An 18,252-nucleotide genomic window follows, 5' to 3' on the forward strand; every position below is an offset into this window, starting at 1 on the left:
TGTTGCATAAATTTATGCCGCATGAAACCATCTGATTTTGACCTGGCACACCAGGCGACAAGCACTGAAAGCAAAATCGTAGCTTCCCTGGAGCGGATTGCCCAGGCTTTCCGTGTTTTGCTCTGGCAGGAAAGCAAAGCTTTCGCGTTGAGTCCGATTCAGGTGCAGGTGCTGATTTTTCTGCTTTACCACAGTCGTGAAAAAAGAAAAGTCAGCTACCTGGCGGAGGAGTTCAATATGACCAAAGCCACTATCAGCGAAACTGTCAAGACCCTGGAGCAAAAAAAACTGGTTGCCAAGGAACAGGAGCAGCCGGACACCAGAAGCTATACGATTAACCTGACCGAAAAAGGAAGAGAGCTTGCTGACAAAACCTCATTTTTTACGCGGGAAATCCGCACCCCGATTGACAGACTGGCTCCCGACGACAAAGAAAACCTGCTCTTGAGCTTACTCGATATCATCAGGCATCTAAACCAATCAGAAGTAATTACCATTCAAAGAATGTGCACGACCTGCGCTTACTACCAATCATCAGGGAATGGGCAGAAGCATTTTTGCAGGCTGCTCAATGAAAACCTGCACGTGACTGCGCTACGGGTCGATTGCCCGGAACACGAAATGAAGTAATACTTGAGCGGGAAGCCTGCCCGGGGAGCGTCTCTTCAAAGCTTCAGCATTTGCTTTTTGCCGCTGGCGCAGGCCGCATAAATAGCATCCAGGATTTTCAGGTCCTTCAGCCCCTCTTCGCCGTCTACCGGCACAAGGGGTTTCTTCCCGTCGAGCAAAAGCGCAGCCATTCCATCCATCTGGAGCGTCTGGTGCGTAACATGGGGAATATCAAGCTCACCTTTGTGCGTACGTGCCTTCAGCGGACCATAGCCGGTAGAAGGCTGCATTTCCGCAAAACCTTTTTCGCCGTTCAGGAAAAAACGGTCCAGGTAACTCATGTTGTAGGTAGAGAGACAAGAGGCCACTGCGCCACCGGGAAACCCCAGCTGGAATTGTATTGTTTCGTCAACTCCCTCCTTAAAACGCTCCGGGTCGGTCTTCGTTTCCTGGGCGGTAACCCATATCGGCTCCTCGCCCACCATATAGCGCGCGCCGTTAACGGCATATATACCGATATCCATCAATGCTCCGCCGCCGGCGAGCTTTTTCTGCATGCGCCACTGGCTGGGGTCGCCGATTTTGAACCCGCTTAATCCCTGGAAAAAACGGATTCTGCCAAATTCCCCCTCCTGGCGCATCCGGATAATCGCAGTCGTTTTATTTTCGAAATGCAGCCGGTAGCCCACCAGCAACTGCACACCGGCCGCTTTGCAGGCAGCAATCATTTCCTCACCCTCCTTCGCGTTCAATGCCATCGGCTTCTCGCAAATCACATGCTTTTTGGCCCTGGCAACGCGAATCGCCTGTTCTTTGTGCAGCGCATTGGGCGTGATAATATAAACAGCGTCAATATCGGGGTTGTCCCCTACGCGGTCAAAATTCTCGTAATTGTAACGACTGTTTTCCGGCACCCCGTACAAACTCCCCCAACTTTTCAGTTTATCGGGGGTGCCGCTGATCAGGCCTGTTATTTTTACTCGTTTACAGTCTTTGATCGCTTCAGCCACACGCTTCGCATAGCCGCCAAGCCCGAGCAGCGCTACCCGCAGCACCCGCTCCTGCGAACCGGCCGCCCCATACGGCGCCCCTTCAGCGGCCGACCATACAGGAAAAGCAAATGCTGAGGCAGCGATGCTTTGTAAGAAATGACGACGGGAGTTCTTCATGATTGATCGGCTACGTGAAATAAGAATTATTATGCAATATAAAAGAATTTCACAAATTTAACCCATTCAACTGCGCTCTATTTCCAAAAACCACTTTTCATAAATGCCTCAAACCACGCCCGGCCCATTTTAGACATCGCCTTGGAGTTGGGATGCACATCGTCTACCAATTCAGTTTCATCGACCACCGAATGGATGTCAACCAGCTCAATCCGGTAGTTCAGTTTTTTCAGTGCGTCTACTACCGCCGGTATCTGCTCATTGTATCGCCTGGTCTGGACAATAAAGTCCTGTTTTACCTCGCCCGAAGCAACCCTTGCGCTGCTGACCGGCAATAAATTACCCAGCAGGATTTTCACATCCGGCTTTTTATAAAACAATGCCACCAACAGATCGCGCATATCGGTGACGATTTTCTCTGCTTTATCACCCCTGAAAACGTCATTGATCCCGGCCATTACCAGCACCACATCAGGCTCGTACCGGTCCATTACCTGGTCTGTACCTAAACTTTTCAGCCCAAGGGACTTCTCTTCCCGCCCCTCGAGGATCTGATGTACGCGCCAGCCGCCGAATCCCTCGTGTTCAGGGTCTTTCATTCCATCGGAATGCCGGGTCTGGCTTCCTACGAAGTCGTACTTTATGCCCGCGCTGTCGAGCAGCTGCTGCAGCGGCAGCCGGTAGCCTCCCGGCGGCTCCGACATGGTACCCCTGGTATTGGAGTCACCCATAGGCATTATTTTTACAGGCTGTTGGGCAAAGGCTGCAACGCAGCCGCACGCGAATAAAAAGGACAATAACATGCGGGACAAATTCTGTAACATATACAAAAGGCTGGGTGGGTGGTTTTATTTTTACAACATAGGTGATACAAGCCGGACGAGTCTTTCTGCAAAGATCTTCCACCAGGGGCGTTTCCCCCAGCTTCGCTTGTGAAGCTCGCGCGAGTTCCCGAGATCCTCAAAAAATTGCCGGGCCATTTCTTCCGCAACTTTTTCATCGTAGACAATGGCGGTGACTTCAAAATTAAGGTCAAAGCTCCGGGTATCCATATTCGCGGTTCCTACTGACGCTACCACGCGATCAATGACAAAGGTCTTTGCATGTATGAAGCCCTTCTGATAGAGATAAATCCGGACCCCTGCGCTTAGAAGCTCGTCAAAATAGGAATGCGAGGCTATACTGACCGTAAAAGAATCTCCCTTTTCCGGGACAAGCAGCTTCACTTCAACTCCGCGGAGAGCAGCAATAACGAGCGCTTCCTGGAGGCTGGCATCGGGGATATAGTAGGGCGTTACGATAAAAATTTCCTTTTCGGCCTGGTTCACAGCCTGCATAATGGAGAAGAGAATCCCGGGCAATTCCGAATCCGGCCCGCTCGCCACGATCTGCACCAGGTTTCCCCCCGAAGCACTATGTTTTTCAAGGGGGAAATACTTTTGCTCTACCCGTATATTGTTTTTTGAGCAAAAATTCCAGTCCGTCAGGAAAATCTGCTGCAGTGTAAAAGTCGACAAGCCCTTGATCATCATGTGCGTGTCGCGCCAATACAGTCCGCCCTTGTCGGTATTAATGTATTTATCGGAAACATTGATCCCGCCCACAAAGGAAGTAACCCCATCAATGACCACTATTTTCCTGTGGTTCCGGTAATTAAGACGATTGGCAAGGCCTATGATCCTGATCCGGTTGAAAGGATAGGCCTCCACACCATTCTCCCGCAGCTCCCGGACAAATGAACGCCTGATACTGAGGCTGCCGAAATCATCATAAATAAAACGTACCTCGACCCCTTCTTTCGCCTTCGCAATCATCACATCCCTGATGGTCCTGCCGATCTCGTCATCCTCAAATATGTAAAACTCGATGTGGATATGATGTTGCGCCTTTTTCATTTCCTCGATCAGGCGAGGAAACAATTCCTCTCCGTTTTGAAGAATTTTTACCTCCTGGTTTTCTGACAGCAACGATCTCCCGACACGGTCGCTTGACAACAGCCTGACCAATCCGCCATGCCGTTTCAGCAGCGGGTATTTTTTCTCCCACACCTGCTCTCCGTAGCCGGCAAACTCGCGCTGAAGCTGTGCCTTTGTGGCGTCATCCATCTTCAGCTTTTTCGTGTACATCTTGCGCTTCCGGTAGTTGACCCCGAACGAAAAATAGAAGATCGCACCCAGTATGGGCACAAATACGACCAACAGCAAATACGCCAGCGTTTTGGAAACCGATCGGGTGTCATAAATTATCCTTACGACCGCCACGATCCCTATCGCGCCATAAAGCACTTCCAGCACCAGCAACCACTTCGTATCCTGAAGCATAATTCCGGCTTTTTGATCCGAAGCGAATATACGAATTGGTAATTCAGCAATTGAACCGCCGTCAAAAATTCACGTTCACAACTACCTGTTCAATCGTCAGAATACACTGGTTTACTCCATCTCTGCCCCCAACATTATGAATTTATGTATCAGATCCATTTTTATAATTAAATATTCATAACAATAGTTGTATATATAAAAATCTTATATATATTTGTTTCAGAAACATAATCCAACATGGAGAACAACGTCAGCAACAGCGAATATTTACGCGGCACCTTGAAAACCATCGTCCTCAATCTGCTTGCAGAGAAAAGGCGTATGTACGGCTATGAGATTACACAGGCCGTAAAAGACCAGACCGAAGGTGAGATCTCGCTCACATTCGGCGCACTTTACCCGGTCCTGCATAAACTCGAACAGGAAGGAATACTGCTTACCGAATCTATGGAAGTAGACGGCAGGCTCAGAAAGTACTACTCGCTTACCGAGCAGGGCACCGAAGTTGCCAGGGAAAAGACCATTGAACTCGGAAGGTTCCTGGACGCACTGCAGCGCTTGCTGAATGTGCCCCAACCTGCCGCCACTTAAAGTGTTGTCCGATGAAACGGCTATCTGACCAGGGGATTGAATCACTCAGGCGTCTGCTTTCCGACGCCCATACAGACCTTTCACTGCTTCCTGAGCTACTGGACCATCTGGCCTGTGAAGCAGAAGAGAAAATGTGGGAAGGCGACACGGTAACCCATGCGCTGCAGGCAGTCAGCAAGGAGGTTACACCGGCTTTAGTACATGCTTTGAACCAGGAACATCAAAATCTGTTGGCCATGAATACTTCACTTGACGAAATTGTTTTTGAGGGTCGTAACAAAATGTACGGCGCCTATGCATTACGGGTCGGTTATGCGCGAAATGTGCAAAAAGGACTGGTTGCAGGCATTTTGCTTTTCTGCCTGCTCGCCTACCTCCCCAGGTTTATGTCCAGGTTTGCGCAGGAAAAGAAAGATGATATCTTCGTTGCAGGTGAATTCACTACCATCAACACAGAAACCAGGAAAGAACCGGAGATCGTGCTGCCTCCGCCGGCAGAAAAGGCGCCGGTACAGAAGCAAATCCGTTTTTTACCGCCGGAAGTCGTCACCAATCCCGTAGAGGAAAGCCCCCCGCCGGCCATCGAGGACTTGCAGAAGGCGCAGATTTCTTCCCGGGATGTCGAGGGCGAAAATCTCGAAGACGTTATTCTCCCTCCTGCAGAATTCGCCTCCAAAGGAAAAGGCGAAGCAATCGGCGCCGAAACAACGGTAGACAACCATACATTCATAGCAGCGGAGCAACAACCCGAATTTGAAGGCGGGCAGGCAGCCCTCAGTAAATTCCTGAGCAAACACATTAAATACCCGCCCGCCGCAGTCAGGGCCGGTATTCAGGGGCGCGTCTTTATGCAATTTACCGTAATGCCCGACGGCCGGATAGCGGAGGTATCCGTGGTAAAAGGGATCGGGTTCGGCTGTGACGAAGAGGCTACGCGGGTAGTAAAGCTCATGCCACCGTGGCGGGCCGGTAAACAGGCGGGAAAACCGGTAAGGGTCCGTTTTACATTGCCCGTCAATTTTGCGCTCGAACAATAGTCCCTTACCAATAAATTCTTCCTCTAAAAACAGCCACTGCATTCCGGTGGCCGTTTTTTTTTTGGAACACCGGCCAACGAGAAGGATAGGATTTTAGACCGCAAAGATTTAGACAAAACCGATTTTCTCCCTATCTTGACCGGCAAAAATTTAACCAACCCGGCTTTAATTGACATTATGACACCATCGGATCCTTTCTGGCTTTGGCAACTCCTGGGCAGACTCCACCCGCTCGTCGTTCATTTCCCGATTGGATTACTCTGCGCAGCACTTCTGCTGGAGCTGCTGGCCTTAAAAAAACGCGAAAATCCTTACCGGCCCGCTTTGAACGTTTTACTATGGGCAGGCACTTTGAGCGCTCTCCTGGCGGTAATATTCGGCTGGATGCTGGCCGGGCAGGAAGAGTCGGAGGGTCTCCGGCTCGAAATCCACCGGTGGACCGGTATCGCGACTTTCGGACTTTCAGCCGCTTCGCTATGGGGCTTTACAAAAAGGAACGTCTCGCTTTACCGGGCCCTGCTCGCACTTACAGTTGGGGGCGTGACCGTAGCCGGGCATTACGGCGCGACATTGACGCATGGCGAAGACTATATTTCCGGTGTGCTCCCCTTTAACCGGGCAAGCAACCAGGAAAATGCTGCAACCGTTCCAATTTCGCTCGCAGCATTCGGCGAAACACTGACACCGCAGCAGGTAGAGGATCTGAACCTGCAGGTAAGGACCATCCTGGCGCATAACTGCTACAACTGCCACGGCGAGGCCAAGAAAAAAGGAGGATTGCGGTTAGACAGCAAGGATGCCGTTTTCGCCGGCGGCGAAAACGGGCCCGTGGTTGTGCCCGGCAAGTCCGGAAAAAGCGAACTGATCCGGCGCATCACCCTGCCCGCCGGACACAAGGAAATCATGCCTTCCAAAGGCAAGCTGCTTTCGGGCGACGAAATTAACGTCCTGAAACTGTGGATCGACCGCGGTGCTCCCTGGCCGGAAGGAAAGGAGAAAAGTATCTACAGGGTGGCGGCGCTGGAGCCGAGACTGCCGAAGATCCCCGACGCGACCGCCGGGTTTACCACGCCTATAGACCGGTTTGTAAACGCCTATTTTAATACCCACCAGGTCAAATGGCCCGAGCTGGTAGACGACAAAACCTACATCCGGCGGGTCTACCTCGACGCTATCGGCCTCTTGCCCACCCCGGAAGCAATCGCTGAATTCGAGGCTTCGACCGCACCTGACAAACGGGAAGTACTCGTAAAAACACTCCTGAAACGGGATGATGACTACGCCCAGCATTGGCTGACGTTCTGGAATGATGTACTACGCAACGACTACTCAGGCACGGGCTACATCACCGGCGGCAGGTTCGATATCACCCGGTGGCTCTACGCCTCGCTGCGGGACAATAAGCCCTACAACTGGTTCGTGAAGGAACTGATTAGCCCGGAAAAAGCTTCGGAAGGCTTTATCAAGGGCATCAAATGGCGCGGTACCATTAATTCCAGCCAAAGCACGCAGATGCAGGCTGCTCAAAATGTGGCCCAGGTTTTCCTCGGCCTGAACCTGAAATGCGCCTCCTGCCACGACAGCTTCATCTCGGACTGGAAGCTCGAAGACGCCTACGGTTTTGCCAACATATTTGCAGACTCTACGCTCGAAATTCATCGCTGCGACCAGCCCACCGGGAAAATGGCGAAAAGCAAAATGCTGTTTTCAGAGCTGGGAGAGATCAGCGCCGATGCCCGGCCCGACCAAAGGCTTAAGGAACTTGCGGAGTTTTTGACGCAACCCAAAGACGGCCGTCTCTACCGTACCCTTGTCAACCGGATGTGGGCACAACTTATGGGAAGAGGTATTGTAGAACCCGTGGATGTTATGGACAACCTTCCCTGGAGCGAGGACCTTCTCGACTGGCTTGCTTACGATTTTGCGGAGAACGGCTACGATACCCGGCGCCTGCTTTTCCAGATCATGACTTCAAAGACCTACCAGATGCCTTCGGTTTCAATTGATGACGCCGGCAAACTGGTCGCCGAAAACTTTAAGTTCACCGGGATGGTGAGAAGGCGCCTCAGCGCCGAACAATTCGCCGATGCCATCAGCCTGACTTTCCACCCCGTTTACCCGGATTCGGCGATGGCTTTGAAGCGCCTGCCCGAAGACATCAGAAAAAAGATGCCCTTCCCGCGCGCTTCATTGGTCATCAACGACAGGTTTATGACTGCTTTGGGACGCCCCAACCGCGAAACCGTCAGCACCAGCCGTATGACCCAGGCCAACCTGCTGCAGGCCCTGGAGCTGACCAATGGCACCACGTTTTATGAAACGCTCAAAGCCGGATCGAAAGAATGGAAAAGGCGCTATCCGACCTCCGACGGGCTTATCAATGAATTGTACCTGAAAGCCTACGGTCGACTACCTGAAAAAAGGGAGCTGGAAGCTGCCGAAAAAGCACTTGGGAAAGTCCCCGATGAAGCAGGCATACAAGACCTGGTTTGGGCCATTGCCCTGTCGCCGGAATTTCAATTAATCCTGTAATTAGCTTATATTCAAGCTCAAAAGCGTGAACAAGAAAGGATGGATCGCAGAAGTTTCTTAAAAAATACAAGCGCCGCTACGCTGGCGGCACTCGCGGCAGGCGCCCCCATCCCGGCGCTCCTGACCGGTTGTAACAGGAAAGCGGGAACCAATTCGACTGCCGACACGGTCATTCTGCTGTGGATGGCCGGAGGAATGGCACATACCGAAACCTTTGACCCCAAACGCTATACGCCTTTCGAAAAGGATATGGAAGGCAACCGGGTACTCAGCACTTTCAAAGCCGTGCCGACCGTACTTGACGACATCCGGTTCTCGGAGGGGCTGGAATCGATCGGGTCGGTGATGGACAAGGGAACGCTTATCAGGTCTTATGTCGCTGCCGATATGGGGCACATCCTTCATTCGCGGCACCAGTACCACTGGCATACCTGTTACGAACCGCCGCAGACCGTGGCAGCCCCGCACCTGGGTTCATGGATTGCCAAGGAGCTGGGCCCCAAAAACCCGGTAATACCGGCATTCGTCAATATCGGCCAGCGCTTTACCGTCGGTGAAGCCGAGGAGCTGAAAGCCTTTCATACTGCAGGGTTCCTGGGCAACGAATTCGGCCCCTTCCTGATTCCGGACCCAAGCCAGGGACTGGAAAGCGTCCGACCACCGGTAGGAATGGACGCCAAACGATTTGAACGCCGTAACCAGCTATACAATGACCTGATTGCAAAAGGGCCTGCAGCAGAATACACCAGCGATTACCAGAAAGAATCGCTGCGAAGGTCAATGGAACAGGCTTATATGCTGCTCAATTCTCCTGAATCAAAGGCCTTTGACCTCAGTTCCGAGCCTAAGGCGTCTTACGACATCTATAATACGGGCCGTTTCGGGCTGGGCTGCCTGCTGGCAAAACGCCTTACCGAACAGGGAGCGCGGTTCATAAGCGTAACGACCGAATACGAACCCTTCAAGGGATGGGATACCCACGAAAACGGTCATACGCGGCTGAAAGGCATGAAAGAAATGATTGACAGGCCCGTCGCCCAGCTCATCAGGGACCTGGACCAAAGCGGACACCTGGACCGGACGCTGATCGTACTGGCCAGTGAATTCAGCCGCGATATGATGGTGGAGGGCCGGCCCGATGCCAAAGTACAGGAGCAGGTGAACCAACCCGATATTCTGACGGACATGAAATTTTACGGCATGCACCGCCATTTTACCGACGGGTGTTCCATGCTGATGTTTGGCGGCGGGATCAAACGCGGGTTTGTCTACGGTAAAACCGCAGACGAACGTCCCTGTAAAACCATAGAAAACCCGGTCAAAATTGAACAGGTACACCAAACCATCTACCACGCGCTCGGGATTCCACCCGACACCCAATACGAAGTAGAGAAAAGGCCTTTTTATACCACCCCTGACGGTAAGGGTGAACCGGTGCTCGATTTACTTTCCTGAGCCGCCCGGGTCGCCGGATCTCAGCTTTTCAAAAAAACATTGTATACACCAATTGCCGGGTGAGAAGTTCTCTCCCGGCAATCTGAGGATGTAGTTGTCGGCGTACTATTGTCGCTGGGCAATGATGTTCATTTCCACACCGTCTTCTTCCGAAGTAATATTCATCAGGTGGGTTTTGCTGATATTGCCCACCTTCTGGCTGCTTTCGTAAATGTCTACCCCGCCATCGCCGGAGTCTTTGAGGTTCAAAGGTCCGAACGTGTCTTCTGTTACCTGTCCCTCGAGCTTGATCTTGATTTTACCGGTAATCGCATCGGCTCCCGACTTGTCAACAGTAATCGTCAATTCGCTTTGCGAAGCAGCCGTCAGCGGAATATCGATTCCGCCATAGGTCAGTTTGATCGCTTTGTACGTGCCGGCAATCCTTGCGCTCAGCTCCGGGGCAGGATTGTCTTTGTCTTTCTTACAACCGGCAAGCGACATCAGGATGAGCGCTAAGAAAAGTATCTTTTTCATCGTTTTTAAGGTAATGATTTTTAAAGGATGTATTTGCCAGCAAAGCTAGCCGGCTGGCAAACGCTCATCAATCCTGTAAAAACAGGATTTTTCAACAACAAAGCCCCCCCTGTCAGCCTTCCCCTACCCCGGCTTTTTCGCCGGCAGGGAATAGATTCCGTGCCCGTACTGCTTTTACCCGAAAGAGTAGTGACCTGTTGCCCGTCTTAATGCTGCTATGAAACTCACAGGCATCCTGATTCTCTGTTTCCTGCTTTCGATTTTTTCGTCCGACCACGACTGGAAAGAGTACAACGGCGACGGTAATCGCAACCATTATTCACCGGTCAGTCAGATCAACAAAAACAACGTCAACCAATTGCAGGTGGCCTGGTCCTACGCTTCCGGTGGCGCAGATACGGCACAAAACCGGACGCAAATGCAATGCAATCCCATTGTCATAGGCGGCATACTGTACGGGGTTTCTGCAGATACCCAGGCGTTCGCGCTGGATGCTGCCACCGGCCAGGAAAAATGGAAAACCTCGCTCACCGACAATGGGGGTACTACCAGCCGCGGCCTGTCGTATTGGGCAAACGGTAACGAGGAGAGGATTTTTTTCGGTGCCGGCAAGTGGATTTATGCCCTTGACGCCAAAACTGGTCGGCTGGTAGCGGGTTTCGGAGAGCAGGGCAGAATTGACCTGAGGAAAGGACTCGAGCGGCCTGGCGCGGATCACTATGTATCCGCCAACACACCGGCCACCATTTTCAACAACCTGTTGATCACAGGTGTGCGGGTATCCGAAAACGAAACTGCCTTGCTGGGCGACATAAGGGCGTACAGCACCGAAACCGGGGCGCTGGTGTGGACTTTCAAGACAATTCCCGAGCGCGGCGATCCGGCTTACCGTTCCTGGCAACCCGGCGAACCCAGAAGCAGGCTCGGCGGCGCCAACAACTGGATGGGAATGGCGATTGACCGGAAAAGAGGAATTCTGTATGCTCCCACCGGATCCGCTGCCCACGATTTTTACGGGGTAAACAGGAAAGGCAATAACCTGTATGCCAATTGCCTGATTGCGCTGGATGCCAATACCGGGAAAAAAATCTGGCATTATCAGCTTGTACACCACGACATCTGGGACCGGGACCCGCCCGCGCCCCCCAATTTGCTGACCATTACCCGCCGGGGAAAAAAGCTGGATGTGGTGGCGCAGATTACCAAACAGGGACATACCTTCGTCTTCGAGCGTGAGAGCGGTAAACCCGTCTTCCCGATCCGCGAAACCAGCTTCCCGCAGGACGGCATTCCGGGAGAGGTTCCAAGCCCTACCCAACCCATTCCGGAACTACCCGAACCATTCACACGGCAAGCGTTTCTTGAAAAAGACTTCAATCCCTGGGTGGCCGACCGGGATTCACTTTCAAAAATGCTGCGCGAGGCCCGTACCGGCACGCCTTATATTCCCTTAAGCGAGCGTACCACCATATACTTTCCCGGTACTGACGGCGGGGCACAATGGGGTGGAGCCGGCGCAGACCCGGAAGGAATCCTGTATATCCCGGCGAAGGAAATCCCCGTTCACATGACCTTAAAAAAACGAAGCGAGGCATCAGACCGGCAAACCAGTAAACCTTATGCGCTCTATTGTTCGTCGTGCCACGGCGCCGATAAAAAAGGAAGCCACGACGGTTCTTTCCCAGGTCTGGCCGACATAGGGAAACACCGGACAAGATCAGAAATTATGCAGGTGCTTGCCACAGGGAAAGGCATGATGCCTTCTTTCTCGCATATTTCGAAAACGGAAAGAGATGCCATTGTCGATTTCCTGCTGCAAAAAGAACCCGAAAAAGACGTGGAGATTACGGCCAAAAATGTGGTCCCCTATCAGCACCTGGGCTACAACCGTTGGTATGACCGCAACGGTTACCCGGTAAGCACGCCCCCCTGGGGAACCCTGACCGCTTTGAACCTCAACAGCGGGAAAAAGAAATGGCAGGTGCCGCTGGGCGAATATCCGGAGCTTACCGCCCGAGGCATCGCTCCTACCGGTACCGACAATTATGGCGGCCCGCTGGTCACAGGCGGAGGCCTGGTGGTCATTGCCGCCAGCCGTGATGAGAAAATACGGGCGTTCGACAAGGATACGGGAAAAATCCTATGGGAGGCCCCGTTGCCTGCTGCCGGGTATGCGTCGCCCAGCACCTATGTCGTTAACAACAGGCAGTACATCGTTATTGCTTGTGGCGGTGGTAAGCTAAAAACCAGGTCAGGAGACCGCTATCTGGCATTTGCCCTTCCGGAACGCGACTTTATCCGGCGCCCATAGCGGGGTCGCTCACGCTATCCTTGCCGGTTTCGACCCTGCCCGCAAACCTGAAAGTACGCTTGCCACCCACCAAAACCGAAAAGTCGTACCAGGAACCACTTTCGGATAACGACCAGCTTTTAAGGAGCCGCTTCCCCTTTCGGATGGTTTTGTCTGAAAAACCGGTATGATGATAGGTTTCATCCACAACCGAAATCCCGATATCCTTTGTCAGCCCATTGATCAGTTCCAACCCGATTCCGCCGGTCTTTTTTTCATAGTCTACTCTGTAAGTCAAACCGGCCGTTTCCAGTTCCCCTTCATACTTTCTGAAAAAACCGTTCGGACCGAATATTTCCAGGTTGTACCGGCCTTCATCCTCGGCAGCCAGCCAGTAATCGGAAATTGATTTTCCGGCCTCCACTGTATATCGGCGCGGGATCCTGTCCAGGTGATAAAGATCGTAGACATGAAAAACTGCACCGGCTTTCCCGGTATTGACAAATGCCAGCCGCACCTTGTTTCCTTCCACGTCGAAATCCGTATTCAAAACATAAGGTAACGCCCGTGAAAAACGCACACCCCGCTCCTGGAAAAGGGGCGCCGGCGTATCCGGTGCAACGGCTTTGGGAAGCTTTTTCGAAGCCTCGTCCCGCGAGTGATAGTCCGAAGTCGGCGGCATCGGTGGAAACAAGGGGTCATTGGGATTGGTGAAATTGAAAGCGGATACCAGGTCGCCGCTCACCGCACGGTGCCAGGGACTGATAGCCGGTATGACAACACCGAAACGTTTCTCGATAAACTGACCGACGGAAGTGTGATCGGCCACTTCAGAGTTAACCCAGCCCCCTTTGCTCCACGGGGAAATAACGTACATCGGTACACGCGGCCCCATTCCCCAGGGCCGGAGCCGGCCCGAAATTGTGTCACGCGTGTCCTGGTAGATCCTGGTTCGCACGGGCTTTCCGTCCTTGTCGACCTCACCCCTGGCGAAAGGGTCGGCAAAGCGGTCGGTACCTTTGTCATTGTCAAAATACATTCCGTCCAGGTCGATTGTGGATTTACCAGCCAGCGAGCTGTCAAGGTTATATGACGGAACCGCCGGCGCCGGAATGTGATCAAAGAGGCCGTCGTTCTCGTCGAACGTGAGAAAAAATGCTGTTTTACTCCACACCTCCGGGTTGGAAACAAGTGCTTCAAGCACCTGGTGTGTAAAATCAGCACCACGGTAAGGGCTTGAAGGCGCACCGGGGTGCTCGGATTCTTCCTGTGAAGGGAGTATCCAGCTCACCACCGGCAGGGTCCCGTTGCTGACGTCATCCTGGAAATTCTTCAGCGACCAATGCCGCATCCCGTTCTCATAAACAGGCGAACCGGGCCTGGCGTCACGGAAGCTGCTGAAAGCCAGGCAACCGTGCATAGCGCCCGACCAGTTGTTATTGGGATCCTGGTAAATGCGCCAGCTTATTCCGGCGTCTTGCAAAACGTCGGGAATTGTCTTCCAGTTAAAAGCATTTCCACGGTAACGATAGCCAGGGTCAGGTAGTTGGCCATCTACCCAGCACCGCAAATTGACCGGCTCCGAATCACGGTCCGTACAATTAATCCCGGCAACCCGTTTTTGCGGATCAAAGTTGGATCCGGACCAGAAAACAATCCGGTTGGGGTCCGTCCCGGTAGCTACCGAGCAGTGGTAGGCATCGCAGATCGTAAATGATTCGGCAAGCGCGTATTGGAAAGGAATTTCTTCCCGGGTGTAATAGGCCATTGAAAATGGCGTCTTGAACAAAGGCCAGAAACCGTATTTACCCTGGTTCCATGCAGCCTGCATATCCGGGAAATCGTGGGGGGTACCGTTGATAAGCGCTGCATTGGTTTTCTTACCGTGCGCACGGTAAGGCGGGACGATCCTTTTGCCATCGGACTGATGAAATACACGTTCTCCGCTTTCCAACGGAATGGGAAAGCGGTCTCCAAACCCCCGTACTCCGCGCATGGCACCGAAATAATGATCAAATGAGCGGTTTTCCTGCATGAGGACTACGATATGCTGCACATCTCTGATAGAGCCGGTGGCCGAATTGGCCCGGACAGCCATCGCCTTTTCAATCAGGGCCGGCCAGAGCGCACCCGCTGCCGCGGCCGTTTTCAGAAAATCTCTGCGGTTAAAGTTTTGCATCTTATTGATAAACAGGAATTAACGATTATTTTTCACCGAATTGGAACGACTACTTTCCACGGCTCACGGCAAAATAGTTAACCAAATCAAATCCGACGATTATCCCGGTATTAAGGTTTCGGTTTAACGGGGTATCCACCGTACAATTTCGGTCGAATTTTCTTTAATTATCAGCGACAAGTTATATCTTTGTTTGCCAATTTACAGCTAAAACCGAAAGGTTCTCATCACTACGGCGATCTATACAAAACATTCTCTCAATCCAAATGAAGAAAATACTTCTACTTCTGTTTCTGGCGAATTTACAGTCAGTTCTCCTTGCACAAGCTCCGGATCTGACTCCCTGGACTTCCCATCCGTACGGCAATGAGTGGATTGATTATCAGAAAAGCTACGCACGTATCGGAATTAATGCCGACGGTGTTTATAAAGTCTCCTTTGCATCCCTGACGGGCAACGTCCCGGGAATTTCGGCAACCAATTTCCAGATCTGGCACCGGGGAAAGCAAGTTACACCTTTACAGGTAAGCCCTACGGAAGTTGTGTTCTGGGCGGTCAAAAATGACGGTGCTTCGGACGGTCTCCTTTTCCGCCCCGGCCCTGAAAGCAGGCTCGATCAAACCACGAGCTTCTATTCGGAAGAAAGTTCGTACTTTTTTACGACCGGTACGCCAGCGGCAATAGCCAAACTGAACGGTTCGCCGACCGTGGGTGTTACCAGCGAGTCTTATCATACGCAAACCCTCGTGCGAAACAGCTCGAAACTGGATCCAAATGGGCAAAGGCTTTTTCCCGAAGTTTACACCCAGTATGCAGCCAATAAAGCTAGTGATCCCAATACCCCTTATTTACCCAATATGTTCGTAAATTTTGGTTTTAACAGCGCCGAAAATGCAAGCGTGCCTTACAACCAGAGTTTTTTCGTGGGGGCTAATGCCTATCTCACAATTATCGCCAGTACGCCGGGCTCAGGTTTCAGAAACGCAATGGCGAGCCCGTCAGGCGTAGCTTATGACATTCCGCAGAAGTTTACGGAAACAGTAAACCTTACGGAATTATCGGCAGACCCAACCCTCCCCATCACACTTGAGTATGCGCTTCACGGAGTAAGGGACGTTTTGGGGGATCACCAGTACCAGGTATCCGTTAGTCCGACCGAGTCCGGCCTTTTCACCGGAGCCAGCTTTACGGAATCCGGAACGCTTCAAAAACTGAGCGGAAAAAAAGTGACTAATCTCGTGCTGCAGAGGAACACCCACATCTCTGCTAATGGAGCCGGATACTTCGGATTGAGAACCACTGCGGCAGATCGTGTTAGGGATGTTTTCGGATTTTCATATTATTCAATCTCCTACCCTCAGAAAATCACGCTGAACGGTGTTGCCACCAGAACTTTCTATTTCAAAAACAATGTGAGCGGAAAGAGGAAAATCAACCTGGAGAACGCGTCTTCCGCTACGCTGGTGTACGATATCACCAATCCGTATAACCCGCGGCAAATCGAAAATACGGTACTGAACGGATCAACTCTTCAATTCGACGTTGATCGCGTTGCCGGAGCGGAGCTAAGGCTTCAGGCATTCTCTTCAAACACCGGCGTAACCACCGTTGGAAGCCAGAAAATTTACCCGGTCAGCTTTGACCTGCTTGAGAGTTTCACCAATGTCTCTCCGAATTACCTGCAGGGGAAGATGATCAACCCTGCCGCCTATGATTTATTGATCGTAACCCACGATAACACTTCCAAAAATATTCTTGCCGGCGCCAGGCAGTATGCTACTTACCGCGGATTACCAGAAGGCGGGAGCCACCGGACCCTGCTCATATCTGCCCGGAATATCTACAACCAGTTTAATTATGGCGAACCCAGCCCTCTTGCAATACGCAGGTTCGTTGACTATATGATTAAAGACGAGACGCGAAACGAGCACAACCTTTTTTTGATCGGCCATTCCGTTTCTCACCCGATACGTGTCAAGTCTGAGCTTGCAACGGAAGTACCTACTATGGGCGATCCCGGATCTGACGGTTTGCTTGTCTCTCAGCTTTCAAATTCCGTATTTTCGGATCCGGATATCCCCGCAATACCGGTCGGACGTCTCGTGGCATTTAGCTCCACAGACGTTTCGAACTATCTCAACAAGGTGAAGAGTTATGAGCTTCAATCCAGTAGTTATGCGGCCGAAGCGCTGGCCTGGCGGAAAAATATCCTGGAAATTTCAGGCACCAAAGAGTATTCAGAGCTTACGAGCTTTAAAAAACATTTTACAGATGCCGAAGCCAAGATAAAGCACAACAATTCATACCCATGGCAGATCACTTTTAAAGATAATTCCAGCTACTATTCGGGTACAAATCCTCCACTAAATACCCAACCCGCTGTAAACGACCTCAAGAATTATATAAACAACGGAGTCGGTGTGCTTAGTTATTTCGGACATGGAAATGCCACCAATCCTTTTTACAATTTCAATACGCCTGACCAATACACCAATTCTTCGGGTCTTTATCCCTTTATGTACATCACTGGCTGCGGCATAGGAAATGTTTTCACCAGTCATGATGTGCTAACTCTTGCGACCAAATGGATCACAACGGCCGATAGGGGTGCTATTGCAATGGTTGCCAATTCCTACGACGCCTATGTAAGCAGCGCCCGGGATTACCTGATCAGGCTCTACGGCAAACTTTTTGTTGACTATGACAACTTGCGAAAACCATTGGGAAGGACCTGGCAGGAAATCGCCAGGAACAGGTTTGAAGGCCTGCCAGCGGCCAGGGTTATGGCGCTTGATGACCAGGCGCTTGCGCATTTTCATCAAACCAATATCTACGGCGACCCGACTTTACAGCTGCTCAAAACCAATACCGGCTCATTACCGGTTAACTTGGCAACTTTTACCGCAACGCTTACAGAAAACCTGACGGTCCGGCTACGGTGGGAGACAACCTGGGAAAAAGACAATGATCGTTTTGAAATACAACGGAGCTTAGACGGAAAGAAATTCGAAACAATAGGCAGTGTCAGTGCGAAAGGTGACGGTGAAGGGCTAACCACCTATTATTTTTCAGATAATACCCCGGCCGACGGCATCAATTACTACCGGCTCAAACAAATTGATATTGCAGCTTCGGGAGCAAGTGCTAAAGCGACCAACTCCAACATAGTCTCGGTCATGGTTGGTACTGGCAAGGAGGTAAAGCTCTATCCGAATCCGGCGAGTGAGACTGTCACCCTGAGCGGCTTTACCCAGAAAGCCACCTTAAAATGGACGTTAGTCAGTATCTCCGGTCAGAAAATACGGTCCGGAAGCGGGTTACAGGTAGAGCTGAAGGGGTTGCCTGTCGGTGTCTATGTTGTCGAAATGACTGAAGAAAACGGGTCAACAATGAGAAAACAGATCATAAAAAAATAAAATCCGTACCCGGGCGTCATATACTACACGCCCAAGACGTTTAGTATTGAGACCCGGGCGCGGCAAGTGTGTTATCAAGATATTGGTAGCGGCGACACCGCGATTATCGGCCCGCCAGGGTCTGCTTTTGTAAACCT

Annotated in this window: 12 protein-coding genes; 7 read left to right on the forward strand and 5 right to left on the reverse strand. The window is 51.6% G+C overall.

What is annotated here, in order from left to right; translation table 11 throughout:
• Nucleotides 1–21 precede the first annotated feature (21 nt).
• A complete protein-coding gene (locus ABD852_RS10360; protein ID WP_345028428.1) occupies nucleotides 22–630 on the forward strand; it encodes a MarR family winged helix-turn-helix transcriptional regulator in 609 nt (202 codons plus the stop codon).
• A 35-nt stretch (nucleotides 631–665) separates the two neighbouring features.
• On the opposite strand, the gene ABD852_RS10365 is transcribed toward ABD852_RS10360, so the two are convergent.
• The 3 genes from ABD852_RS10365 to cls form a co-directional block, all read right to left on the reverse strand.
• The gene (locus ABD852_RS10365) at nucleotides 666–1,778 is read right to left on the reverse strand and encodes a Gfo/Idh/MocA family protein (protein WP_345028429.1); all 1,113 of its coding nucleotides are present in this window, start codon (nucleotides 1,776–1,778) and stop codon (nucleotides 666–668) included.
• A 77-nt stretch (nucleotides 1,779–1,855) separates the two neighbouring features.
• Nucleotides 1,856–2,509 (reverse strand): GDSL-type esterase/lipase family protein, encoded by a 654-nt coding sequence (locus ABD852_RS10370; RefSeq protein ID WP_345028430.1) that lies wholly within the window; start codon nucleotides 2,507–2,509, stop codon nucleotides 1,856–1,858.
• Between the two features lie 123 nt (nucleotides 2,510–2,632).
• A complete protein-coding gene (cls, locus tag ABD852_RS10375) occupies nucleotides 2,633–4,099 on the reverse strand; it encodes a cardiolipin synthase (protein ID WP_345028431.1) in 1,467 nt (488 codons plus the stop codon).
• A gap of 237 nt (nucleotides 4,100–4,336) precedes the next feature.
• Here cls and ABD852_RS10380 point away from each other — a divergent pair, with 237 nt between their 5' ends.
• The 4 genes from ABD852_RS10380 (at nucleotide 4,337) to ABD852_RS10395 (ending at nucleotide 9,714) form a co-directional block, all read left to right on the forward strand.
• Nucleotides 4,337–4,690 (forward strand): PadR family transcriptional regulator, encoded by a 354-nt coding sequence (locus tag ABD852_RS10380; protein WP_345028432.1) that lies wholly within the window; start codon nucleotides 4,337–4,339, stop codon nucleotides 4,688–4,690.
• Between the two features lie 11 nt (nucleotides 4,691–4,701).
• Nucleotides 4,702–5,727, forward strand: a complete 1,026-nt coding sequence (locus ABD852_RS10385; RefSeq protein ID WP_345028433.1) for an energy transducer TonB — start codon at nucleotides 4,702–4,704, stop codon at nucleotides 5,725–5,727.
• A 177-nt stretch (nucleotides 5,728–5,904) separates the two neighbouring features.
• Nucleotides 5,905–8,259 carry a DUF1549 domain-containing protein gene (locus tag ABD852_RS10390; protein ID WP_345028435.1) on the forward strand — a complete coding sequence of 785 codons (2,355 nt, stop codon included), beginning with the start codon at nucleotides 5,905–5,907 and terminating at the stop codon, nucleotides 8,257–8,259.
• A gap of 39 nt (nucleotides 8,260–8,298) precedes the next feature.
• The gene (locus tag ABD852_RS10395; protein ID WP_345028436.1) at nucleotides 8,299–9,714 is read left to right on the forward strand and encodes a DUF1501 domain-containing protein; all 1,416 of its coding nucleotides are present in this window, start codon (nucleotides 8,299–8,301) and stop codon (nucleotides 9,712–9,714) included.
• Between the two features lie 105 nt (nucleotides 9,715–9,819).
• Here ABD852_RS10395 and ABD852_RS10400 read toward each other — a convergent pair whose 3' ends face one another.
• A complete protein-coding gene (locus ABD852_RS10400) occupies nucleotides 9,820–10,230 on the reverse strand; it encodes a hypothetical protein (RefSeq protein WP_345028438.1) in 411 nt (136 codons plus the stop codon).
• A 217-nt stretch (nucleotides 10,231–10,447) separates the two neighbouring features.
• On the opposite strand from ABD852_RS10400, the gene ABD852_RS10405 reads away from it, so the two are divergent.
• Nucleotides 10,448–12,541, forward strand: coding sequence for an outer membrane protein assembly factor BamB family protein (locus ABD852_RS10405; protein ID WP_345028440.1), 2,094 nt, complete (start codon nucleotides 10,448–10,450; stop codon nucleotides 12,539–12,541).
• On the opposite strand, the gene ABD852_RS10410 is transcribed toward ABD852_RS10405, so the two are convergent.
• Complete coding sequence (locus ABD852_RS10410; protein WP_345028443.1) at nucleotides 12,525–14,699, reverse strand: phosphocholine-specific phospholipase C; 2,175 nt, start codon at nucleotides 14,697–14,699, stop codon at nucleotides 12,525–12,527. The genes ABD852_RS10405 and ABD852_RS10410 overlap by 17 nt on opposite strands.
• A gap of 266 nt (nucleotides 14,700–14,965) precedes the next feature.
• Between ABD852_RS10410 and ABD852_RS10415 the strand changes: the two genes are divergently transcribed.
• Entirely contained in the window at nucleotides 14,966–18,115 is a 3,150-nt protein-coding gene (locus tag ABD852_RS10415) for a C25 family cysteine peptidase (protein WP_345028446.1), read from the forward strand.
• The last annotated feature ends 137 nt before the right edge of the window (nucleotides 18,116–18,252 follow it).

The organism is Ravibacter arvi, assembly GCF_039540405.1.
GTDB classification, from domain to species: Bacteria; Bacteroidota; Bacteroidia; order Cytophagales; family Spirosomataceae; genus Ravibacter; species Ravibacter arvi.